We start from the raw sequence: 22,416 nt of genomic DNA on the forward strand, positions 1-22,416 counted from the left end.
CACCCAGATGCGGCCGTTGCGGAAGACCACCCGTGTTCACTCGCGCCCCGGCGGGCAGTCGAAGCAGCAGTCGCCGCACAGTCCGCCCGCGGGCAGCCGGTAGTAGAGGCAGCAGCTGCGGCGGCGGCCGGTGGCGGGGTCCAGGGTGCCGGACAGGTCGGGGTGCGCGAACAGTCCCGCGGCGAGGGAGCGGGCCCGCTCCCCCACGTCCGTACGACCGGTCTCCCGCGCCCATCGGTCGACCATGCGGACGGTGCCGGCGAGCGCGGAGCCCGCGTTGCCCCACAACAGCCTTGCGGAGACGCTGTGGCGCGCGCTGAGGACGGCCGTGAGGGGCGCGAGGTGCCCCTCACGTACGACCGTGTCGAGCGAGGCGACGGGCAGCGGGCGCACCTCGCTCAGCCACAGGTCGTCGGGCACGCCGCCCTCCGGGTCCCAGCGCAGCAGCCGGGGATCGAGGTCGGGCACCCGCCCGTACAGCGCGGCGCAGCCGAGCGCGACGGACCAGATCCGGGCCGCCAGGCCCTGGTGGGCGAGGGAGGCGGCGACCCGGAGTTCCGGTGCCCGGAGACTGTGCGCGACCTTGCGGATGCGCACGGCCAGCGGATCCGTGTCGCCCTCCGGCGGCCCGGACGCGTACGCCTGCGCCAGCGTGGGCAGCGCCCCACGCGGCGGTTCTCCGGAGCGCAGAACGAAGAAGCCGCCGAGGGCGCCGAGCGCCGAGAGGTCGGGGTCGAGGTCCACGAGGCAGTACTACCAAGCGCGCTACGTGCCGCGGGCAACGGGCTCTAGGCTCCGGGCTCCGGGCTACGGGCTCCGGGCTCCGGGCCAGGGGACCGGCCCATCGGCACCCCTCTCGGGGATGAGAGAAACGCTCTCGTACTCCATCGGCAGTATGACCCAATGGGTGCTCAGGTACGACGACGGGGAACAGCCTCGGGCGGCATCGTGTTGACCATGCAAGAAGACCGTTCGTCGCGCCGGGCCGCCCGCTCCGGCCTCACGCGAAGGAGTCGCTGATGAGCGCCCTCGCGTTGTCCGTGCTCCTGTCGCTCGTCTCCGCCGTCGCGTACGCGGGCGGGGCGATCGTGCAGGAGCAGGTCGCCGTGTCCGCGCTCGACCGGTCCTACGCGCCGCTGCGCAGGCCGGCCTGGTGGGCGGCGGTGGTGCTGAACGGTCTCGGCGGGCTGCTGCATGTGGCCGCGCTCGCCTACGGCCCCTTGAGCCTGGTCCAGCCGCTGGGCGCGCTGACCATCGTGTTCGCGCTGCCGATGGCGGCCCTGTGCGTGGGTCGCCGGGCGGGGACGACCGCCTGGCGCGGCGCCGTCATGGCGACCGTGGGCCTCGCGGGCCTGCTGTCCCTGGTCGGTGCCTCCGGCACGCACTCCCTCGGTGGCGCCCAGCGGATGACGCTGGCGCTGATCACCGCCGGTGGCGTGATGGCGCTGATGGCCGCGGGGCGGGCGACGAGCCGGCATCCGGCAGTGCGCAGCGTGCTGTTGGCGGTGGCGTCCGGTGTCGCGTTCGGCATGTCGTCGGTGTTCACCAAGACGGTCGCGGTGGACTGGACCGGCGGGGTCTCCCTCGCGGACCTGCCGAGCCTGGCGGCGATAGGCGTCTTCGCGACGGCCGGTCTGCTGCTGTCGCAGGCTTCCTACCGGGGCGCGGGTCTCGCGGCACCGCTCGCCACGCTGACCGTCGTCAATCCGGTGGCGGCGGCCGCGGTGGGCATCACCCTGTTCGGCGAGACCTTCCGCTACGGCACCACCGGCACCGTGCTCGCCCTGGTCTGCGGTGTTCTCGCCGCCGGCGGACTGATCCTGCTGACCACGGAGCGGATCGACGGCGAGCGGCACCCGGCGGCGGTGGACGAGGCCCTCACGGAGGCCGTGGGCGAGCCGTGGCCGAAGGCGCGGTCGGTCCCGGAGCCCGCGATGCCCGTGCGGAAGACCGTCCCGGGCGGGCAGGACATGGTCGAGAAGGCGTACGAGGACTGGGATCCCGCCGCGTACGGCGAGCCGTCGCGCCCGTACGGCCCCCTGCACACCGGGGTGTTCATTCCGGCGCCCGTCCCGGACCGGCATCGCGCTCGGGCCGGGTCCTGACCGGTCCGGTCCCGGCGGACGGTACCGGACCGACCGGTGTCAGACGGTGACGCCACCCGTACGGAGATAGGCGACCGGATCGATGTCGCTGCCGAACCCGGGCCCCGTCCGCACCTCGAAGTGCAGATGCGGGCCCGTGCTGTTGCCCGTGGAGCCGGAACGGCCGATGCGCTGGCCGGCCACCACGCTCTGCCCATCCCTGACGGAGATCGCCGACAGATGGGCGTACTGCGTGTAGCGGCCGTCGGCGTGCCGGATGACCACCTGGTAGCCGAAGGAGCCGCCCCAGCCGGCGCCGACCACCTGCCCGGCCGCGACCGCCCGCACGGAGGTGCCGGTCGGCACGGGGAAGTCGACGCCGGTGTGGTAGCCCTTCGACCATGCCGACCCCGCGGCGTGGTAGCGCGTGCCCGTAGCGGCGTTCACGGGGGCGACCATGGAGTGGGTGGGGGCGCTGTGGTGCGAAGGCGTCTTCCGGGGGGCCGACTTGTGGGTTCCCTCGGACGTCTTCCGGGGGGCCGACTTGCGGGTTCCCTCGGACGACTTGTGGGTCCGCTCGGACGTCTTGTGAGTCGTCGCCTCGGACGTCTTGCGGGTACGCTCCGGCGTCGCCTCCGGGTGCGCCGGGGCCTTGGCCGCCTTGGCCGCCTTGGCCCGCAGGTTCAGCCGCTGGCCGGGCAGGATCAGGTCCGGGTCCGCGCCGACCGTCGTCCGGTTGGCCGTGTACACCCCCTGCCAGCCGCCTTGGACGTGGTGGGAGTCGGCGATGCCGGAGAGCGTGTCGCCGTGCACCACGGTGTACATCTCGGTGGTGCCCGCCCGCGACTGGGGCGTGGTCTGCGGTTTCACGTCGCGAACGGAACGCTTGACGGTCGCCGGGGCGATCCCCGATGTGTCGGGGCCGGTTCCGCCCCGGGTCAGACCCGCGCGTACGGAGCACACCGGCCAGGCGCCGGGCCCCTGACCCTCGAGGACCTTCTCGCCCACGGCGATCTGCTGGTCCCTGGTGGCCAGATCCGCGCGCCGCGCGTACGCCGTCCCCCCGTAGGCCTCCCAGGTCGACTGCGTGAACTGCAGTCCCCCGTAATAGCCGTTGCCGGTGTTGATGCCCCAGCCGCCGCTGGACTCGCAGGCGGCGACCTTGCTCCAGGTGTCCACGTCGGACGCGTGCGCGACGCCGGTGCCGATGAGCGGGAGTGCCATGCCGGCGCCGCCCGCCGTGACGGTGAGCGAGGCGCGGTTGATCCTTGTCGGCTGATACCGGCGGTGCCGGCCGCGTACGGCCATGGAAAGCCCCCTCGACATGCGTCAGGAGGGGCAAAAGTAAACGCCGCGAACAGGCCATGACAAGACGGGGAATCGGTCGCTCCGTGGCGTCAACTGGCCGGGACTCGCGCCTGGTTGCGACTGGCGGAGGGAACTGCCGGGGCGCGCGTGGCGCCTGCTCCTCGGCGGGAGATTCCGGATGGCGGCGGGAGATTCCGGATGTGCGGCGGGTGTACCGGCGCGTCACGATGGTCACCGGGCAATACTGACCAGCACGAGCGGCACCACCCTTCGATGATGTCGTCCGGACCGAACCGGCACCGCCGATTCCAGGATCTCTAGGAGCCAACCGTTATGAGCACTTCAGCCCAGATCGGCGTCACGGGTCTCGCGGTCATGGGCCGCAACCTCGCCCGTAACTTCGCGCGCAACGGCTACGCGGTCGCCCTGCACAACCGGACCGTGTCACGGACCCATGAGCTGGTGAAGGAGTTCGGACACGAGGGCGACTTCGTGGCGACCGAGTCCGCTGAGGACTTCGTGGCGGCGCTGGAACGGCCACGGCGTCTGATGATCATGGTGAAGGCGGGCGGGCCGACGGACTCCGTGATCCAGGAGTTCGCGCCGCTGCTCGAGCCCGGCGACATGATCATCGACGGCGGCAACGCGCACTTCGCGGACACCCGGCGCCGCGAGAAGGAACTGCGGGAACGGGGCATCCACTTCGTCGGCACCGGCATCTCCGGAGGCGAGGAGGGCGCGCTGCACGGGCCCAGCATCATGCCCGGCGGCTCGGCCGAGTCGTACGAGTCGCTGGGCCCGATGCTGGAGAAGATCTCCGCGAAGGCGAAGGACGGCGCACCGTGCGTGACCCACGTCGGCCCGGACGGCGCCGGGCACTTCGTGAAGATGGTGCACAACGGCATCGAGTACGCCGACATGCAGCTGATCGGCGAGGCGTACCAGCTGCTGCGCGACGTCGCCGGCTACTCCCCCGCCGAGATCGCGGACATCTTCCGCACCTGGAACACCGGCCGTCTGGACTCGTACCTGATCGAGATCACGGCGGAGGTGCTCTCCCACGTGGACGCGGCGACGGGCAAGCCGTTCGTGGACGTGGTCCTGGACCAGGCGGAGCAGAAGGGCACCGGCCGCTGGACGGTGCAGATCGCGCTGGACCTCGGCGTGCCGGTGTCCGGCATCGCGGAGGCGGTCTTCGCCCGCTCGCTGTCCGGGCACACGGCGCTGCGCGAGGCGTCGCGGGGCCTCGCCGGGCCGAAGGCTTCGCCGCTCGGCGAGTCCGAGGCGGCGGCCTTCGCGGACCGTGTGGAGCAGGCGCTGTACGCGTCGAAGATCGTGTCGTACACGCAGGGCTTCCACGAGATCGCGTCGGGCAGCGCGGAGTACGACTGGAACATCGACCTCGGCAAGGTGGCGTCCATCTGGCGCGGCGGCTGCATCATCCGCGCGGCGTTCCTGGACCGCATCCGCGCGGCGTACGACGCCCGGGCGGACCTGCCGAGCCTGCTGTCGGACAAGACGTTCGCGCAGGAGATCGCCGCGGCGCAGGACGACTGGCGCGAGGTCCTGGTGGCCGCGACCCGCCAGGGCGTGCCGACGCCGGGCTTCTCCGCGGCCCTCGCCTACTACGACGCCCTGCGCGCCGAGCGGCTGCCGGCCGCGCTGACCCAGGGGCAGCGTGACTTCTTCGGAGCGCACACGTACCGGCGGACGGACCGTGCGGGGTCGTTCCACACCCTGTGGGGCGGGGACCGGTCCGAGGTCGAGGCGTAGGGCGCGGGGCGGCCCGAGGCCGAGGCGTAGGCGCGGGGCGGCTCAGAAGGTCGGGCAGCTCGGGGGCTTCAGGGACGGGCGGCTCTTGGGTCGCCGGTCGCCCGTGCCGGTCCGTCGCGTCCGGATACGGCAGTGGCCGGATACGGCAGTGGCCCGGTGCGCGGGGTTTCCGCCCGTGCGCCGGGCCGGCGTGCTTTCCGTGTCGGGTCGTCCTACGAAAGGGGCGGCCCCGGTTCTCCGGGTTCGGGGACGGGGTCCGGGCCCGGCGGTTTCGGGATCGGCGACGGGGGCGGCTCCGGAGTGGGCACCGGCCCCGGGCCGGGGTGCGGGCGGTCGGGGCCCGGTTCGGGGTGCGGGCGGTCGGGGCCCGGTCCCGGCGGCACCGGCCCGGGTCCCGGGGGCGTGGGACCGGGTGCCGGAGGTGTCGGCTCGGGTCCCGGTGGCGTGGGCCCCGGTTCCGGGGGCGCGGGCTCAGGTCCCGGCGCGGGACCCGGTTCGGGGGTCGGCTCCGGTCCCGGGGTCGGTCCCGGTCCGGGTGGTGGTCCCGGCTGTGCGGGATCGGGGAACGGATGCGTCATCGTGTCCTCCAGCCAGTCGTACGTCGGCCTGGACTTGTCCCCCGGGTACCCGGGCGCCGTACGGGCACTCACCCCTTCGTGGGACGGGCCGGGGGCCCGACCGGCCACCGCGGACCGCCGCGGCCGGTCGGGCGCACCGCATGGCGGCGCGGCCACCGGTCAGCCGTGTGAACCGTCGCGAGGACCGTGTGCCGCCGCGGTGGCCGCAGCGGCGAGTCCGAGCTCCGGGCTCGACAGGACCGGGACGGTGGTCCTGGTCAAGTGCCGTGCCGGGGCCATGGACGCCTGGGCGAGGACGATGGCGTCCGCGTCGGTGACCGAGTCGGCGGCGTCGGCGATCACGCGGAGGTAGCCGTCGGTGTCCCCGGCCTCGAAAAGCGCCCACGCGTCGTCGACGAGCAGGGTGCGCGGTTCGACGGGACCTCGGCCCGCCGCCTCCTCGCGCACCAGGGCGACCGTCGGCTCGAGGGTGCTCTCCAGCGCGGCGACGACGACGATCCGGGGCCCTGTGGCCACCGCGGCCGCGGCCATCGGCCGGTCCACGCGCAGCACCGGCACACCGACGTTCGCGCGCTCGGCGACCGCGCCGATGGTCGAGCAGGTGCACAGCACGGCGCGGGCGCCCGCCGCGACGGCCCCCCGCAGGACGTCCCGGACGTCGTCGGCCACGGCGCCGGGGCCGTGCGCGCGGGCGCGGTCCAGCAGCTCCGTCGCCACGTGGTGCGTCAGGCCGAGCCCCGGATGGGCCGCGTCGCGCAGGGCCTCGAAGACGGGGACGTGGACGGGGGAGGTGTGCAGCAGGGCGAGCGGGCCGGTGTGCGGGGTCACCGGGCGGCCACGGCCTGCGGGCTGCGCTCCTGGTCCGAGCCCGGTACCGGGGCGGACGGGTCGGCGCCCAGGGCCACGATCCGGTTCTCGCCGTCCACGTGCACCACCCGCGGCCGCAGGGCCCGTGCCTCGGCGTCGGAGACCTGGGCGTAGCTGATGATGATCACCAGGTCGCCGGGGTGGACGAGACGGGCCGCGGCCCCGTTGATGCCGATGACACCGGAGCCGCGCTCGCCCTCGATGACATACGTCTCCAGGCGGGCACCGTTGGTGATGTCGACGATGTGGACCAGCTCCCCGGGCAGCAGGTCGGCGGCGTCGAGGAGGTCGGCGTCGATGGTCACCGATCCCACGTAGTGCAGGTCGGCCTGGGTGACGGTGGCACGGTGGATCTTGGACTTGAACATCGTACGAAACACGAAGAAACTCCCGATTCGTCTGCTCCCTGCCTGCTTCTGCAGGTCAAGGGCCGTCTCCGGAGGCTACCTCGATTCGCATGTCCGGTCAGCCGTCGCCGGGTGTTCGAGGACTCACACTGACGCGTTGCTGACTTTTCTGACGCTGCGCCAGGCAGGGTTCGGGGGCCACGGGATCTCGGCACGCTTGAGTTGCTCAACGCGTTCGGCGCCGCGTCCGCGGATCTGCCGTCCGACGTCCGGGTGGTCCTACTCCGAGACGCGGGACGGGCGTTCTCCGCCGACCACGACCTGAACTGGTCGGCGGAGGAGCACGCCAAGGGCATGAAGACGCAGGCGGCACTGGCGGCGGCCACGGAGTGTCTGCACGCGATCACGCGGCAAATCCGGGCGTGACCGGTGCCGGTGGTGGCGAAGGTGCACGCCCACGCCATCAGCGGCGGCGCGGAGATCGCGCTCAGCGCGGATCTCGTCGTGGTCGGCAATTCGGTGACCTTCCGTTTCACCGAGACCACGGTCGGCCTGGTCGCCACCAACGGTTTCACGGCAGTGCTGACGCGCACCGCCGGGCCTGTGGTGTCCGCGGAGATCATCCTGCTGGGCGAGCCGTTCGACGCCGCCCAGGCGTGAGCCTGCGGGCCTGGTGAACCGCGCCGTGCCCGACGCGGAGGTACAGCGGGTCGGCGCGCTCCCGCGCACCAAGTCGACCAGCGCACTGCGGCCGGCCAAGGGGCTGCTCGACCAGGGCTGGGACGGCGCGCTGAAGGACGCGATGCGCCGCGAGACCGGGGCCGGTGTCGAGGCGGTGTGGAATGAGGACCCGGAAGGCCGCCGCCTTCTCCGAGGGCCGCGTCCCGCGGTTCGCCCAGTCCTGAGCGACCCCGCGAACGGTCACTCGGCGCACCGCTCACCTCGCTTACGGCCTGCATCCGGTGGAACAGCGCAGGTCCGCTCTGCGCGGGGTCGACGTAGAACTCCGCCCGCTCGCCGTGGTCGTCGTGACGACGTCGAGGATGAGTGCCGAGGACGCACGGATCCAGGCCCAGCGGGCGTCCGACGCGTCGTCCAACAGATGACGATCAAGATGGACGACTGCTCGTTCAGGCCGTTAGGCGTGCCACGCCTTACAGCCGCCACCAGCCAGGCCCCTCCGGCGAGTCCGGGGGCTGTCGTATGCGATTCGGCTTGCGTCGGAAATCGGCACGGGAACAAAAAGGCCGCCCCTTCTCTCACGTCTGTCGTGCGGGGTGCTCTGCGTGTTTCATGGAGGTGTGGTCTGCGGTGCGCCACCATACGGACGCGGCACAGCGCATCTTCCAGCCGGTGGGCGCCATGGCGCGCTGATTGTGTGGGTCGACGTGCTCGACACCAGCAAAGCCGACGACGTCAAGAGCGGCAGCCGACTGAAGGACACCGAGACAGGAAGAAGGACGGGCATGTCCGCCAGTGAAAGCGAGAATCCTGCAATCCCTTCACCGACGCCCACACCGACTCGGCGGCCCAGGACGAACCGGGACTGGTGGCCGAATCAGTTGGACCTTCAGGTTCTCCACCAGCACTCGCCCCGGTCCAACCCGATGGGCGAGGACTTCGACTACGCGGAAGAGTTCGCGACCCTCGACGTCGACGCGCTGAAGCGTGACGTCTTCGAGGTGATGACGACATCCCAGGACTGGTGGCCTGCCGACTACGGTCACTACGGGCCGCTCTTCATCCGGATGAGCTGGCATGCCGCGGGAACGTACCGCATCGAGGACGGCCGCGGCGGTGGCGGCAGCGGCGCACAGCGCTTCGCCCCCCTCAACAGCTGGCCGGACAACGCGAGCCTGGACAAGGCGCGCCGTCTGCTGTGGCCGGTCAAACAGAAGTACGGCCGGAAAATCTCCTGGGCCGATCTTCTGGTCTTCGCCGGAAACTGCGCCATGGAATCCATGGGGTTCAAGACGTTCGGATTCGGTTTCGGGCGAGAGGACATCTGGGAGCCGGAAGAGATCTTCTGGGGGCCCGAGGACACATGGCTGGGAGATGAGCGCTACAGCGGCGACAGGGAACTCACCGGTCCTTTCGCCGCCGTACAGATGGGACTGATCTACGTCAATCCGGAGGGGCCCAACGGAAACCCGGACCCGATGGCTGCCGCCCGGGACATTCGAGAGACGTTCGGGCGCATGGCGATGAATGACGAGGAGACGGTCGCACTCATCGTCGGCGGCCACACCTTCGGCAAGTGTCATGGCGCGGTCGACCCCAGTTATATCGGCCCGGAACCCGAGGCCGCCTCCATCGAGCAGCAGGGCCTCGGCTGGCGGAACACATACGGCAGCGGCACGGGCCCTCACGCGCTCACCAGCGGCCTGGAGGGCGCATGGACCACCGAGCCGACCAAGTGGGACAACGGGTACCTGGACAATCTCTACGGGTACGAGTGGGAACTGACGAGCAGCCCCGCCGGCGCCCACCAGTGGACTCCCAAGGATCCCGCGGCCAGGAATGCCGTGCCCGACGCCCATGATCCGTCGAAGCGGCACGCCCCCATGATGCTGACGACGGACCTCGCGCTGAAGGTGGACCCGGTCTACGGCCCGATCACGAAGAGGTTTCACGAGAACCGGGACGAGCTCGCGGTGGCGTTCGGCAAGGCGTGGTACAAACTGCTGCACCGCGACATGGGACCCCTCTCGCGCTACCTCGGCCCGTGGATTCCCGAGCCGCAGCTGTGGCAGGATCCCGTTCCCGACGTCGATCATGAACTGGTCGGGGACGAGGACATCGCTGCCCTCAAGGGCAGGATCCTCACCTCGGGCCTCTCCATCTCCCAGCTGGTCACCACCGCCTGGGCGTCGGCGGCAAGCTTCCGCGGCACCGACAAGCGCGGCGGGGCGAACGGAGCACGGATCCGGCTCGCACCGCAGAAGGACTGGGAGCTCAACGACCTCCCCGAGGTGACCGAGGTACTGCGCACGCTCGAGCGGATCCAGCAGGACTTCAACCTCTACCAGACCAGCGGAACGCGGGTCTCCCTCGCCGACCTGATCGTCCTCGGCGGGTGCGCGGCCGTCGAGCAGGCCGCGAGGAACGCCGGGTACGACGTCACGGTTCCGTTCGCACCGGGGCGTACGGACGCCTCGCAGGAGCAGACCGACGCGGAGTCGTTCGCCGTGCTGGAGCCCAAGGCGGATGCCTTCCGCAACTACCTTCCGGCGGGCGAGAAGCTGTCGCCGGAGACCCTCATGCTGGACCGCGCCAACCTGCTGACGCTGACCGCTCCCGAGATGACGGTGCTGATCGGCGGCATGCGGGCCCTGAACACCGGCTTCAAGGGATCCCCACACGGTGTCTTCACCCACCGGCCGGGAACCTTGACCAACGACTTCTTCGTCAACCTGCTCGACATGGGCACGGAGTGGAAGGCGTCGGCCACGGACGAGAACGTGTTCGAAGGCCGGGATCGCGCCACCGGCGAGGTCAAGTGGACCGCCACCGCCGTCGACCTGATCTTCGGTGCGCACTCCCAGCTCCGTGCCGTCGCGGAGGTCTACGCGTCCCAGGACGCGGGAGAGAAGTTCGTACGTGACTTCGTGGCAGCGTGGAACAAGGTGATGAACCTCGACCGGTTCGACCTCGCCTGAGCCCGACGTCCCGGTCGGCCCCCATCGTCCGCCCGGGACGTGGCGAAGTGTGGCACTCTGCGGTGCTGAGCCAGTTGCCTGCGTGAGCGGGCCGACAGCCGGTGATCGGCCGCTCCCACGGACAGCGCCTGTACGCGCGCGCCGACGTTGCACCGGGCCGTCAGCTACGTCCTGACCACCGCGCAACGTCGGCGGCTGGACGTCCTGGCCGGAATGCCAGTGCGGCGGCGCCACGGACCCGCGCCAACCGCAGCTGGGCCATTCCTGTGAAGCGGCCGGATCCCGGGACTGATCGACTCAGCCGCCGCTCTTGCGCCTGAACGACCGCTGGCTCGCAACCGGTCCGTGCGCCGCACGGACCTTCGACGCATCGGGGTTGGCGGCAATGTCAGCGGCGTCCGCCTGCGCGCCGCGCTTGCGGGCCAGGGCTTCGCGGAACTTGCGCTTGAGGTCGTAGTTGTCCTCGCTGTCCGGCGCCAGAGGGGACGTCTCCGGGGCAGCCGGCTCCGAACCTTCCGTGGATACGGGCTCTGCGGTCATGGGGACCTCCTGGGTTCGGGTGGGGTGGGCAAGCACAGCTTGTCATGCCGGCGCAGTGCGGGGCACCTGCAACATCATCCCTGCGGGCGAGCTGTCGAGCCACGCACCGAGCCTTCCGAGCGGGGCGCCGGGCGCAGCGGGCCCCTGCCACGGGTGCAGGTCAGCAAGCCGGGACACCGTCCGTCCTCACGCTGACCATTTGCTGACCCGGACGCGGCGATCAGGGCACTGACCTGCCGAAACAACCAAACGCTAGATCTTCGACTTGAATACGGTACGAAGCATTCAGCACCGAAGGACTCCCGGCCGCGTGGCCGGTGCGGTCACTGCCGGCCCGGCCAGACCATGGCCGCCGTCGCACCGGTCCGTCGATTCGCCTGGGGCGACAGGGACTTCGGCGGCTTCAGCATGCACGCCGGCAGTCGGCGTGGCCCCGGCCACCACTTCGTCGCCACTGATACGGAGACCGCCTGGGCGAAGGTCTTCCTCACCCCTTGCCAAGGCCCTCGGCAAGGGCGGAGCGGTAGTACTCCAGCCGGTCCTCGTCCTCGTCCACGAACTCCAGGATGCCGAACGCAGCTTCGGCGTCCCCGGACACGGCCTCGGCGCACAGCCCCAAGATGCCCTCACGCACCGCGGCGATGCACTCCTCCTCCAGATCGGGGCGACCGGCCTCGACCTCGCTTCGGTGCGACTCCCCTGTCACGAGGTACTCCAGCATCCCCACCAGGTGCCTCCTGACGGAGTGGTGCAGGTCCTCGGCCAGCGCCGTGAGCATTACCGGCACGGCGTGCGGGGCCACCTCGAAGAGCATGCTCTGCACCTCGAGGTGGTTCTCCAGTGTGTGCCCCGTCATCTCGACGACGCTTCCGGCGGAGAGGAGCCGCGTGAAGGTCTCCGGGGGGTGCGCACCCGACTGCCGGCAACCGCAGCGGAGAGCGTCCCAGTCGTGCCGTCCCAGTTCGATGCGCCACGCTGTCATCGGTGCCCTCGCATGGGTCGACATCAGGATCTCGGGCAGATCCGGAGACCGCCTCACGTTCGTCCTCGCCCAGCGAACCGCAACTCTCGCAGCGTTTCAGCAAGCTCGGGCGGCATCTCGGACATCACGTCCCCGGCTACGTCGACCAACAGGCGTACCGCACGCTCGAGTTCAGCCAGCGAGCGCCCTTCCTGCAATGCCATGTAGACCTCTGCCAGAGGCGTTCCGATCGCGCTCTCCACCACCTCGGGCAAGGCGTCCAGGTAGGCGTCGTCGTCCGTGAACACGAGGTCGACCACACGCGTCGCCGCCTCCCTGAACGCCTGCTCGTTCCTGATGCCGGGCATGCCCTTACTCCTCCTCGGCTACTTGTCGTGATCGATGCCGACCCAGTCGAGACGTGGCTGGCATGTGTGACGGCAGGGCGTCGCAGGGGTGCCGTGAGCGGTGCCCCCGGAGTTCAGTCCCCGAACCTTCACTACCTCCATCGTGCCGTTGATCAGGGCGGAGTCGCCTTCTGCCTGCTCAGCAAGAATCATGCACATGGTCTCCGCACACTGATCGTGGCCACGCTTGCCCTTCTGACGGACCATCCGGTCGAGGAGCCCTCCAGCCTTCGCCTGCAGGCCATGCCCGTTGTAGCCGAAGTAACTCCTGCCTGAAGGAGACGTGTACTTCGCCGCATAGATCACCCCGCCCTTCTTCGAATGCGGGCGCAGGAAGTCCGCGTATCCGAGGAGATCCGCGGAGGGGCCCGAGGGGCCACAGTTGTGAACCAGGGTGCTCTGTGAGCCGAGCGCCACGTAATAGGTGTGGGCGGTGTCGACGGTGAGGTTGTAGACCGCGGCCTGCTGTGTCCAAGCCCGCACCGCGTCGACCTGAACCCAGGTGCCGTTACCGGTCTGGAGCCATTGGCCTGGCTTGAGTTCGCCGGCCTTCAGCCACTTCTTCAGGTCCGGGACCCAGAAGGGGTGACCCTCGGTCGCCGTGATGGTGTCCGTCGCGTGGCCCTTGTCACCGTCTGTGTCGACCGTGAGCTCGACCAGTTTCTTGAGGCCCTTGCCCTCGATCGTGTCGGTGACCTTCTCCTTGGAGGTCTTGCCGGTCGTCGGATCGGTGGCGAGGACCTCGTCGCCCTCCTTGACCTTCTCGATCGGTTTGCGGCTGCCGTCGGCCATCACGACTTCCGTACCGGGTACGAAGCTGTTGCCGCTGGCGAGAGACGCCACGTCCCTGGCGGTCGAGACGCATTCCGCCGCCGACTCGGCCTCTTCGAGGACCTTCTTGCCCTTCTCCGCCGCCTTGGCGATCTCGTCCGCGTACTTCGCCGCCTTCGCCGCCATCCGTCCGGCCTTCGCCGCCCGGACCGCCGCCGCGCCGGCGCCGCCGAGGACGATGCCGCCCACGGTCGCCGCCGCCCAGGCGCAGGACTCCATGTCGCCCGTGGTGACGCAGTTCTTGATGTCGTTGAAGCCGGTGACGTCGCCGACGATGTTGCCGACCGTCTTGACGCCGTCCCAGACCTCACCCCAGTCGACCGCGTCCGAGACGGTCTCCACGACGCTGCCGACCTGCTTGACGACCTCGTCGCGGATGGCGTCCGCGGCCTTGGCGGCATCGGCGACCACCTGGACGGCCGCGCCGACGACGATCGCCGGAAGGTTCGGGTCGGCCGTGACGATCGCCTTGCCGACGGCGATCAGCGGCTTGGTGGCCGCGAGGATCGCCGGGATCGGGTTGTGCTGGGCCGCGAAGGAGGCCGCCTGCCTGGCCTTCTTCGTGATGTAGACCTTGGCCTGGTAGGCCGCCCTGGCGGCCTGTCTCGCCTTCTCACGGGCCCACTCGGTGATGCCTGTCTTCTGGCCGACCCACTTGACGGCGTTGACGGTGGCGTCGACGACCGTCTTCAGACCCGACTTCCGGTAGACCCAGCCGGCGGCCTTGCCGACGTAGCTCAGCGCCAGCTTGAACGCTGCCCCCGGGTTGTTCCACGCCCACTGCACGCCGTGCCAGACGGACTGGGCGGTCTTGGAGACCCAGTGCGCGCCCTGGCGGAGCTTCTTGCCCGTCCAGCTCACGGCCTTCTTGCACCAGCCACAACTCGGCCAGTGGCCGTCGGGGTCGGTGTAGTCCAGCGGGGCGCCGGCGCCGTAGGTGTAGCGGTTGGCCAGGATCGAGGCGCCGGAGCTGTAGATGTACGAGTCCTGGGAGTCGAAGGTGCCGGTCCCCGGGTCGTACCAGCGGGACTGCATGTCGACCTGGTGGGTGTCCGGGTCGGTCCAGTCGCCCTGGTAGCCCACGTTGCCGTCCACGTCGGCCGTGCCGAGCACCTGGCCGAACGGGTCGAAGGCCGTGGACTCGTCCAGGGCGGTGGCCGCGCCGTTCGCCGCGGACATGCTGCCGACGACGTCGCCGTGCTTGTCCTCCAGCGTCAGCCGGGCCGCACCGCCGTTCTCGGCGATCGACAGCAGCTCGTCCGCCGCGCCGCGGCCGTACGTGGAGCTCTGGTCCTTGACCGGGTCGGGTGCGAAGCCGGCGTAGGAGAAGTCCACGCCGTTGCGGGCCGCTATTCGGTCCAGCGAGTCGTACGTGTACTCCGTTCCGGACTCGCCCGCCTTCACCAGCCGGTCGAAGGCGTCGAAGGTGAAGTCCTCCTCCAGACCGGAACTGGTGCGCGACGCGAGCGTGCCGCGTGAGGTGTAGTCGTAGGTGTAGTCACCGTCGGACAGCAGCCGGTTGCGCTCGTCGAAGGTGGCGGTCTTGCTGCCGTTCTTCACGCGGTTGCCGCTGTCGTCCCAGCCGTACGCCGTCGTCGTGCCGTCGGCCGTCCAGGAGGTGAGCCGGCCGGCGTCGTCGTAGCCGTAGGTGCTGGTCCCGGCCTTGGCGGTGCCGACCGTGGTCTTGGACGTCAGCCGGTCGTCGGTGTCGTATCCGTAGTCGGTCGACGCCATCGTCCGGCCGGTGCTGTTCTTCAGCGTGTCGGTGTCGAGGCGGCCCAGGTCGTCGTAGGTGAAGCTGCGGGACTGGCCCGCGCCGTAGTCGACCTTCTTGACCGCGCCCGCGCCGTCGTAGGTGTAGCTCTGCCGCACACCGGTGAGCGGGTCGGTCGCCGAGGTCATCTGCTGCTTGGCGTAGCTGAAACTCGCCGTGCCGGCCGCGTCCGTGCGGCTGGTGAGCAGGCCGTCGCTGTCGTAGGTGTACGTCGCGTCGCCGGACGGGCCGGTCGCCTTCAGCAGTGCGCCCCGGTCGTTGTACTCGTAGGTGTCGTCGCCCTTCGGTGAGGAGGCCTCGACCAGCCGGCCCGCCGGGTCGTACTGGAACCGCTTCTCGGGGGTCGTCACGTCGGCGCCCGTGCCGGTCTCGCGGACCAGTTGCCCCGCCTTGTCGTACTCGCGCTCGCGGACCACGTTGCCCGGCGCGGTGAGCTTCATGGGCTCGCCGTCGGCGTCGTATGCGGTCGTCCAGGTACGGGCTGCCGGGGACGGGTCGCGGTCGGTCGCCGGCTCGATCACCGACTCGGCGAGGCCGAGCGAATTGACCGTGTAGATCGTCGAGTTGCCGCGGCCGTCCGTGTAGCGGGTGCGGTTGCCGAGCGCGTCGTAGCCGAAGGATGTGGTGATGGACTTGGTGTCCGAGACCGGCTCGGTCTGGCTGGTCATCCGGTTGAGCGCGTCGTACGTGTAGGTCGTCGTACGGTTCAGCGGGTTGGTCGACGTGACCAGGTTGCCCGCCTTGTCGTAGGTGTAACCGACCTTGCGCAGCTGGCTGTTGGCCGGGTCCAGGTCCTGGTCCTGGACGAGCTGGCCGAGCTGGTCGTAGATCTTCGCCGAGGTGCGGCCCATGCCGTCCGTGCGGCGCACCTCGCGACCCGCGGCGTCGTAGCCGAGCTGGGTGATGACGCCGCTCGGCTCCTGCAGTCTGGTCAGCTGGCTGAGGCTGTCGTACGTGAACTGGCTGACGGCGCCGCTCGGCGAGGTCTGCTTCACCACGTTGCCCGCGTCGTCGTACTCGTTGCGGGTGGTGAAGGCGCCGGGCTGCGGCTTGCGCTCGATCTGGGTGGTGGTGACCGGGCGGTCCAGGTCGTCGTAGGTCGTCTCGGCGCGGGCACCGTTCGGGTCCGTGACGGACAGCACCTCGCCGGTACGGGTGTACGTGTACTTCCACTGGCCCCGCTCGTCGCCCGTGCCGACGGGCACGTCCTTCACGGTGAGCCGGTTCTGGCGGTCGTACTGGAACCTGGTCACGCGGCCGAGCGGATCGGTGCTCGCGGTGAGGTTGCCGAGCGGGTCGTAGGTGTTGGTGACGGTCGGGGCGACGGTCCCGGTGGAGCCCGGCGCGGTGTAGGAGGGCGCCGTCTCGGTGGTCGCGCGGCCCAGCCGGTCGTAGGCGGTGCGGTTGACGTTCCCGAGCGCGTCGACCGACTCCGTGACCGCACCGAAGGTGTCGTAACCGGTGAAGGTGGTCGGCCGGGAGGTGGCGGGCGTGCTGCCCCCGGACTCGGTCCGGACGGCGGGCGCGGTGACGGAGACCGCCCGGCCCAGCTCGTCGTAGCCGTACTCGGTCTTGTTGCCCGCCGGGTCCGTCTTGGAGGTGGTGAGCCCCCGGTCGTCGTAGGTGTAGTCGGTGGTTCGCGAGTCGGTGCCGTTCTCGACCGTCTCGTGGAGGACGTTGCCCGCGTCGTCGTACTCGTAGCGGACGGAGTCGCCGCTGACGCTCACCGGCCAGGGGACGTTGGAGGGGGAACCGCCGGAGGCGGTCGTCAGCACGTTGCCGGCGAGGTCGTAGGTGTACGTCGTGCGCCGCGCGAGTCCGCCCGGGTCCACGACCTCGGACTTCACCCGGCCGACCGGGTCGTAGGTGTACTCGGTGACGAGCGTGCCGTTGGCGGTCGTCTCGGTCAGGACGTTGCCGGCACCGTCGTAGGTGTCGGACTCCACGACGATGTCGCGCTTGGTGCCGTCGGGGTTGTGGAAGTCCTTGAGCGTGATCGACTTGACCAGGTCGTCGCCGAAGTACTGGTACAACAGCGAGCGGCCCATCGAGTCCGTGTGCCGGGCCAGCCGGCCGCCCATGTCGTAGGCGTACGACTGCAGGACGGTGTAGCTGTCGTCGCCGCCGTCGTCGTCCCAGTCGCGCAGCCGGGTCTCGGCCAGCATGTTGCGCGCGGTGTAGACGTAGTCGAAGTGGTTGCCGCCTGCGTCGACCATCGACGTCTTGTTGCCGAAGACGTCGTAGGTGTACGAGGTCTCGTTGCCCTCGGCGTCGGTGACCAGCTCAGGGCGGCCGTGGTCGTCGAGACCGAAGGTCATCACCCGCGCGGCGTCGCCGCCCAGCAGGTCGCTGATCTCGGTGCGCACCACGTTGCCGTCGGCGTCGTAGTCCGTGGTGGTCCGCTGCTGGTGCTTGCCGGAGGTGACGGCGTTGGTCGCCGCCGGGTCGGTGAGGGTGTGGACCCGGGAGAGCTTGTCGTAGGTGAACGTCGACGTCGTGCCGGCCGGCTGGGCGTCGGTGACGACGGTCTCGGTGAGCTTGCGGCCCAGTGCGTCGTACGTGTACTTGGTGACGCTGCCGGACGGATCGGTCACCCAGGCCAGGTCGCCGTTCTTGTAGTACTGGTAGCGGGTGATCTTGCCGCGCGGGTCGGCTGTGGTGAGCGGCAGGCCGGTGGGCGTGTTCCCGCCGCCGATGGCCGGCTCGGCGCCGGTCGTGTACGTGTTCCTGGCTGTACCGCCGTCGGGCGCCGTCTGGGTGAGCAGCGCACCGCTGGTGTTGTACGTGTACTTGGTGAGGTAGCGGTTGTCGGCGGGGCCCGCGGAACGGCCGTCGCGGGTCTCGGACGGCTGGTCGGCACGCAGGTCGAAGTCGCCGGCGGGCGTCGGATAGGTGGTGTAGGAGGTCTGGCAGTCCCCCGGCGAACGGCAGGTCGTCCGGCTGGTCACGTTGCCGCGGTCGTCGTAGCCGAGGGTGACCTTCTCACCGTTCTCGCTGGTGATCCCCGTCTGGAAGCCGTTGTCGTCGTACTCGAAGGAGCGGATGGCGACACCGTCGACCGGGTAGCGGATGAAGTCCGGCCCGTCGCCGCCGTGACCGGGCGGATTGGTGCAGAAGGCCGGATCGCCCGGGTCGGGCTGGGTGCAGATCTGGCCGGGGTCGGTCGGCGACGGGGACGGGGCCTCGGTGACGGACTCCCGGGCGCCGAGCGCCATCGGCTCGCCGTAGCGCAGCAGCCGCGACGACAGCCCGTCGTACTCGTAGAAGTACGGGGCGTCCATCGGGTCGCGCACCTCGACGGTGCGGCGCAGGTCCTTGTCGTTGCCGAAGACCGCGGGCGTGCCGACCTTCCAGGTGCCGCCGTTGCGGTCGGTGTACTCCTGGACGCGGTCGCGGGGGGTGTCGTACTGGACCTCGGAGGCGATGCGGCCGCTGGGCAGCGTCGTCTTGGTCAGGACGTCGGCAGTGCGGCCGCCCTCGCGGTAGTGGGCGGTGACGGCCGCCGTGCCCAGCGGGTGGTGGTAGACGGCGACGTCGTCGACGGTGCCCGCGAAGGACTTGGCGGCGGTGGAGCCCCAGCCCGGCCAGGAGGCGGGGGTGGTGGCGTGGGCGGCGCCGATCTGGTTGTAGGTGAGGTTGGTCTGCAGCGGCTGCTTGCCCGTGATGGTCCCGGAGAGCTTGCCGTCCAGATAGAGGCTCTGGGTGGAGCCGGACATCGACAGCACCGCGTGGTGCCACTGGCCGTCGTTGACGTTCTTGGTGATGTCGGTGATCGGCCCGGCCGTGCCGGTCCAGAACTGGCCGCGGAGCTTTCCGTCGGTGCCGACGTACAGCATCGGGACACCGGTGCCGGGCGTGGTGCCCCAGGCCTTGTCCTGGTATCCGACGAGCGGGCCGCCGACGCCACCCGCGATCGTCTTGAACCACACCTCCACCGCTTCGTCACGGCTCTTCTTCAGCGTGCCGGCGGGCAGGTCGACGCGTGAAGTGGTGCCGTTGAAGGACGCGGCGGTGCCTGGGTCACCGGTGATCGCGCCGGCGGCCTTCAGGGTGACGTTCTGATAAGTGCCGCGGTCCTTGCCGAGGTTGGCCTCGTTGGCGCTGTCGGCCGCGGTGCCCTCCTCCTCGCCCAGGCGCCAGTAGGACTCGGGGCGGGAGTCGAGCACGGTGGTGGCGTAGTGGCTGCCGGTGCCGTAGTTGTACTGGGTGCAGCCGTTCAGCGGGTCGCAGACCTTGTCCAGCAGATCGCCGGTGTAGCTGTACGTCCAGGCCAGCGGGGCGCCGTCGACGGAGGTCGTCTGGACCCTGGTGACGTGCGCGCCGGTCCAGGTGAAGGTCAGCGAGCGGGAGGTGCGGTCGTTCGTGGCGGTCGCGAGTTTGCCGGCGCTGTAGGTGTAGGTGACCGAGTTGGAGTACGCGTCGGTGATCTTGGCGAGCAGACCGGACGTGCTGAAGTCGTACGTCGTACCGGACTTGTCCTGCAGCTTGTAGGTGTTGGCCGTGGAGTCGAAGGTCAGCTTGGCGAAGCGGCCGGGCGGCGGGGCGTACGTCCCGTCCGCGTTCCTGCCGAAGCGGACGTCCTGGCCGTCGGGGTAGCGGATGACGACGTTGCCGCTGCCGTCGTCGTCCGGCGTGAGCCGCATGTCGAAGCGGGTCGTCCAGCCGGCGCCGAAGGCCAGGTCACGCCGCGGGTCGAGGCTGTTGTACGTACGGATGAGCGTCAGGTCGGGACCGACGCCGGCGAGGGACGCGTCGGTCGCGCTGGAGGTGAAGTTGCCGACGTTGGGGTCGAACTCCTTGCCCTGTGCGCCGGAGAGCCGCGAGGTGATCTCGGGCTGCGGAACGGCGGCGACCAGCGCCACCTGCTGGGTGGGCACCTCGTTGGACGCGTCCTTGACGAAGCCGCGCCACAGATAGGTCTTGCCCCACTTCAGTCGGCCGGAGGGCACCGGGTACGCCGAGCTCGTCTGGTAGGAGGAGGTCGTGCAGGCGGTCGGCTTGCCGTCCTTGTCCGCCTCGCAGATCTCGAACTTGTACTGCAGCGAGGAGCCGGGGGGCGCGTCGATGTCGACGCCGGCCGCCCACAGCTGCGGGGTCAGCGTCTGGGCCTGGTAGCCGTTGGGCGGGAACTGCTCCTTGACCACCGGCGCGATGTCGAAGACCTGGATGGTCAAGCGGCCCGGCGGCACCTGTTCGTCCGTGAAGACCTTGCCGCCCTGGCGCACCATCGTGAAGTCGAGCATGTAGACGCCCGGCGGGAGCGCCTTGATGGTGGCGTCGACCGTCGCCCTGGCACCGTGGGCCACGTTGCCGGTGAGGCTGCCCGCACGCTGCTGCGTGACCAGCTTGCCCTTCTTGTCGTAGGCGCGGTAGGCGAGGTAGTAGGTGGACGGCGTCCAGGTCTCGGCGCCCTTGTTGGTGACGGCGACCTTGACCTGCCCGGCCTGGTTCTGCAGCACCGGCGGGTCGGGGACGGGCTTGGGGAAGCTGTAGGACGCGTTGTACGGGGAGTGCGTGACGTACAGCTTGGGCGGGTTGGCCGTGGCATGGCCGGTGAACTTCTTGAACGCGAGCGAGTCGGTCGCCGAGGCCCGCAGGGACAGGCCGTAGTTGGCCTGGGTGCCGTTGACCCAGCGCTGCACCAGGTCGCGGCCTCCCTTGCCGAGGTCGAACAGCTCACCGGCGGTGGGGCAGGCGGACTTCGACTGGCCGAAGCCTATGTAGCCGTAGGCGAAGGACTTCGACGCGAGGGCGCCGCCGACCGAGGGGCCGGGGTAGGCGGTGCCGGTGCCGGCGGTCCACGACTGGGTCACCGGGTGGACGGAGACGGAACGCGGCTTGCAGGAGGCCGAGTCGAAGTTCACGACCTGCAGCTGGACGCCGAAGATCTGGTGGTACCTGAGCTCCTCGTCGAGGCCCGGGAAGCCGAGGTAGGCGGCGGAGGCGCCGTCCGGGCCCTTGCCGACCTGCAGTTCGCTGGAGCCGACGACGGAACCGCCGCTGCGGACCGTCATGGAGGTGGAGGCGGACGTGGTGTCGACGGAGGGGTCGATGCGGACGGGGTAGTCACGGGCCGGGTCGGCGAGCCAGTCCCGGTCGAACGTCATCTTCAGCGCCTGGCCGCCGTCCCGCTCGACGAGTTCGTACGACACGGCGTGCGAGACGGCGTGGGCGGCGTCCTCCATGAAGCCGGCCGGGATGACGGCGCGGGTGCGGCCCTTGGCGTCGGTCAGCAGAATCGATCCGCCGTCAGCTTGGGCGGTGAGGCCCTTGAGGTGGAGCGGGAAGACGAAGCTGTTCGGGGCGGTGGCGGACTTCAGGACGAGGGTCTCCTTGACCCCGCCGGCCTGCGAGTCCAGCCAGAGGTCGGTCCCGGGGAGCACCTGCTCGTAGCTGACGCGGGCACCGTCCGCGCTGCCCGCCACGGAGGCGGCGCCGCTCAGCCCGTACCCGAAGGACTCGCCGGACGGCAGGGTGACGGAGGCGAGCTCGCCGGCGTCGGCCCGGTCGGCGAAGCGCAGGGCCACGGAGTCGGCGGCGTTGGCCCAGCCGCCGCCGTCCTCGACGAGCGAGGCGTTGATGGGCCGCCAGTTTCCTCGGTCGTCCTGGTAGTTGATGGGGTCGGTGGAGATCTCGCTGGTGCGGGTGCCGTCCTCGTTGGCGTACGTACGGCTGCGGGCGTCGCGCTCCGAGACGATCTCCTTGCTCGTCCTGCGGTCGAAGCCCTCGACCTTCGCCGGGGCCGGGGTGGTGACCTCGACCGCGTTCTTCCGCACCGCGGGCCGTGCGGCGGGCGGGCTCTTCAGCGGGTACTTGGCCCGCAGGGACCGCGGCGCGCCGTTGTTCCGCGTACCACCCGCGAAGTGACTCAGCCCCTCGGCACTGCCCCAGCGCTGGCCGGGGCCCTCGGCGGCCGCCGGCTTCTCGGGGAAGAGGTGGATCCCGACGCCTGCGACGGCGAGCGAGCCGACGGCGATGACCGTTGCCACGGCGAGCGCGACGGCCTTGCCCCAGCGTGAACGCAGAAGTCTCGGCATGACTAACGAGCGCGCGAGTGTCCGGTACGCCGGCACGGTCCCCCCACAGAACGAACGAACGAACAGGGGAAGCCTGTCGGATCACCATGACCATGTCGACTGGATGACAAGACCATTCACCTTGGCGTGATCATTACGTGATCATTACCTTCTGAGGCGACGCGCGATTTTCCCAGGGCTCCCACTCATGGGCGCCGGTTCAGGCACGGAGTTCCGCCGGGGAGACGACACGGGGTCCACCTGGGGTGCC

The 22,416-nt window shown here is 70.3% G+C and carries 13 protein-coding genes; 5 read left to right on the forward strand and 8 right to left on the reverse strand.

Annotated elements, in window-relative coordinates:
- Positions 1 to 36 precede the first annotated feature (36 nt).
- Positions 37 to 744 (reverse strand): (2Fe-2S)-binding protein, encoded by a 708-nt coding sequence (locus AB0N14_RS12775; protein ID WP_366025680.1) that lies wholly within the window; start codon positions 742 to 744, stop codon positions 37 to 39.
- Between the two features lie 275 nt (positions 745 to 1,019).
- Here AB0N14_RS12775 and AB0N14_RS12780 point away from each other — a divergent pair, with 275 nt between their 5' ends.
- The gene (locus tag AB0N14_RS12780) at positions 1,020 to 2,105 is read left to right on the forward strand and encodes a DMT family transporter (protein ID WP_366025681.1); all 1,086 of its coding nucleotides are present in this window, start codon (positions 1,020 to 1,022) and stop codon (positions 2,103 to 2,105) included.
- A 39-nt stretch (positions 2,106 to 2,144) separates the two neighbouring features.
- Here the strand turns inward: AB0N14_RS12780 and AB0N14_RS12785 are convergent, their stop codons facing one another.
- The gene (locus tag AB0N14_RS12785) at positions 2,145 to 3,392 is read right to left on the reverse strand and encodes a peptidoglycan DD-metalloendopeptidase family protein (RefSeq protein ID WP_366025682.1); all 1,248 of its coding nucleotides are present in this window, start codon (positions 3,390 to 3,392) and stop codon (positions 2,145 to 2,147) included.
- A gap of 333 nt (positions 3,393 to 3,725) precedes the next feature.
- On the opposite strand from AB0N14_RS12785, the gene gndA reads away from it, so the two are divergent.
- On the forward strand, positions 3,726 to 5,165 hold the full coding sequence (gndA, locus tag AB0N14_RS12790) for an NADP-dependent phosphogluconate dehydrogenase (RefSeq protein ID WP_366025683.1): 1,440 nt from the start codon (positions 3,726 to 3,728) through the stop codon (positions 5,163 to 5,165).
- Between the two features lie 737 nt (positions 5,166 to 5,902).
- On the opposite strand, the gene AB0N14_RS12795 is transcribed toward gndA, so the two are convergent.
- Together AB0N14_RS12795 and panD are read right to left on the reverse strand one after the other, a co-directional pair.
- Positions 5,903 to 6,571: an aspartate/glutamate racemase family protein gene (locus AB0N14_RS12795; RefSeq protein ID WP_366025684.1), complete on the reverse strand. Its 669-nt coding sequence runs from the start codon at positions 6,569 to 6,571 to the stop codon at positions 5,903 to 5,905.
- Positions 6,568 to 6,990 (reverse strand): aspartate 1-decarboxylase, encoded by a 423-nt coding sequence (gene panD / locus AB0N14_RS12800; RefSeq protein WP_366025685.1) that lies wholly within the window; start codon positions 6,988 to 6,990, stop codon positions 6,568 to 6,570. Before panD ends, AB0N14_RS12795 begins: the two co-directional genes overlap by 4 nt.
- 189 nt (positions 6,991 to 7,179) lie before the next feature.
- On the opposite strand from panD, the gene AB0N14_RS12805 reads away from it, so the two are divergent.
- The 3 genes from AB0N14_RS12805 to katG all read left to right on the forward strand — a co-directional run bounded on the left by AB0N14_RS12805 (position 7,180) and on the right by katG (position 10,616).
- Positions 7,180 to 7,383 (forward strand): hypothetical protein, encoded by a 204-nt coding sequence (locus AB0N14_RS12805; protein ID WP_366025686.1) that lies wholly within the window; start codon positions 7,180 to 7,182, stop codon positions 7,381 to 7,383.
- Between the two features lie 12 nt (positions 7,384 to 7,395).
- A complete protein-coding gene (locus AB0N14_RS12810; RefSeq protein WP_366025687.1) occupies positions 7,396 to 7,617 on the forward strand; it encodes an enoyl-CoA hydratase/isomerase family protein in 222 nt (73 codons plus the stop codon).
- A gap of 806 nt (positions 7,618 to 8,423) precedes the next feature.
- Positions 8,424 to 10,616 (forward strand): catalase/peroxidase HPI, encoded by a 2,193-nt coding sequence (gene katG / locus AB0N14_RS12815; RefSeq protein ID WP_366025688.1) that lies wholly within the window; start codon positions 8,424 to 8,426, stop codon positions 10,614 to 10,616.
- A gap of 297 nt (positions 10,617 to 10,913) precedes the next feature.
- Here the strand turns inward: katG and AB0N14_RS12820 are convergent, their stop codons facing one another.
- The 4 genes from AB0N14_RS12820 to AB0N14_RS12835 all read right to left on the reverse strand — a co-directional run bounded on the left by AB0N14_RS12820 (position 10,914) and on the right by AB0N14_RS12835 (position 22,166).
- Positions 10,914 to 11,156, reverse strand: coding sequence for a DUF5302 domain-containing protein (locus AB0N14_RS12820; RefSeq protein ID WP_366025689.1), 243 nt, complete (start codon positions 11,154 to 11,156; stop codon positions 10,914 to 10,916).
- 487 nt (positions 11,157 to 11,643) lie between these two features.
- Positions 11,644 to 12,138 carry a hypothetical protein gene (locus AB0N14_RS12825; protein ID WP_366025690.1) on the reverse strand — a complete coding sequence of 165 codons (495 nt, stop codon included), beginning with the start codon at positions 12,136 to 12,138 and terminating at the stop codon, positions 11,644 to 11,646.
- 53 nt (positions 12,139 to 12,191) lie between these two features.
- Positions 12,192 to 12,485 (reverse strand): hypothetical protein, encoded by a 294-nt coding sequence (locus AB0N14_RS12830; protein ID WP_366025691.1) that lies wholly within the window; start codon positions 12,483 to 12,485, stop codon positions 12,192 to 12,194.
- Between the two features lie 18 nt (positions 12,486 to 12,503).
- Entirely contained in the window at positions 12,504 to 22,166 is a 9,663-nt protein-coding gene (locus tag AB0N14_RS12835; RefSeq protein WP_366025692.1) for a polymorphic toxin-type HINT domain-containing protein, read from the reverse strand.
- Between the last annotated feature and the right edge of the window lie 250 nt (positions 22,167 to 22,416).

The organism is Streptomyces sp. NPDC051104 (assembly GCF_040682835.1).
In the GTDB taxonomy this organism is placed as follows: Bacteria; Actinomycetota; Actinomycetes; order Streptomycetales; family Streptomycetaceae; genus Streptomyces; species Streptomyces cynarae.

Coding starts and splice junctions, on each gene's coding strand:
- AB0N14_RS12785 (WP_366025682.1), bottom strand. CDS start 3,392: ATGGCCGTACGCGGCCGGCACCGCCGGTATCAGCCGACAAGGATCAAC.
- AB0N14_RS12830 (WP_366025691.1), bottom strand. CDS start 12,485: ATGCCCGGCATCAGGAACGAGCAGGCGTTCAGGGAGGCGGCGACGCGT.
- AB0N14_RS12780 (WP_366025681.1), top strand. CDS start 1,020: ATGAGCGCCCTCGCGTTGTCCGTGCTCCTGTCGCTCGTCTCCGCCGTC.
- katG (WP_366025688.1), top strand. CDS start 8,424: ATGTCCGCCAGTGAAAGCGAGAATCCTGCAATCCCTTCACCGACGCCC.
- AB0N14_RS12835 (WP_366025692.1), bottom strand. CDS start 22,166: ATGCCGAGACTTCTGCGTTCACGCTGGGGCAAGGCCGTCGCGCTCGCC.
- AB0N14_RS12825 (WP_366025690.1), bottom strand. CDS start 12,138: ATGACAGCGTGGCGCATCGAACTGGGACGGCACGACTGGGACGCTCTC.
- gndA (WP_366025683.1), top strand. CDS start 3,726: ATGAGCACTTCAGCCCAGATCGGCGTCACGGGTCTCGCGGTCATGGGC.
- AB0N14_RS12820 (WP_366025689.1), bottom strand. CDS start 11,156: ATGACCGCAGAGCCCGTATCCACGGAAGGTTCGGAGCCGGCTGCCCCG.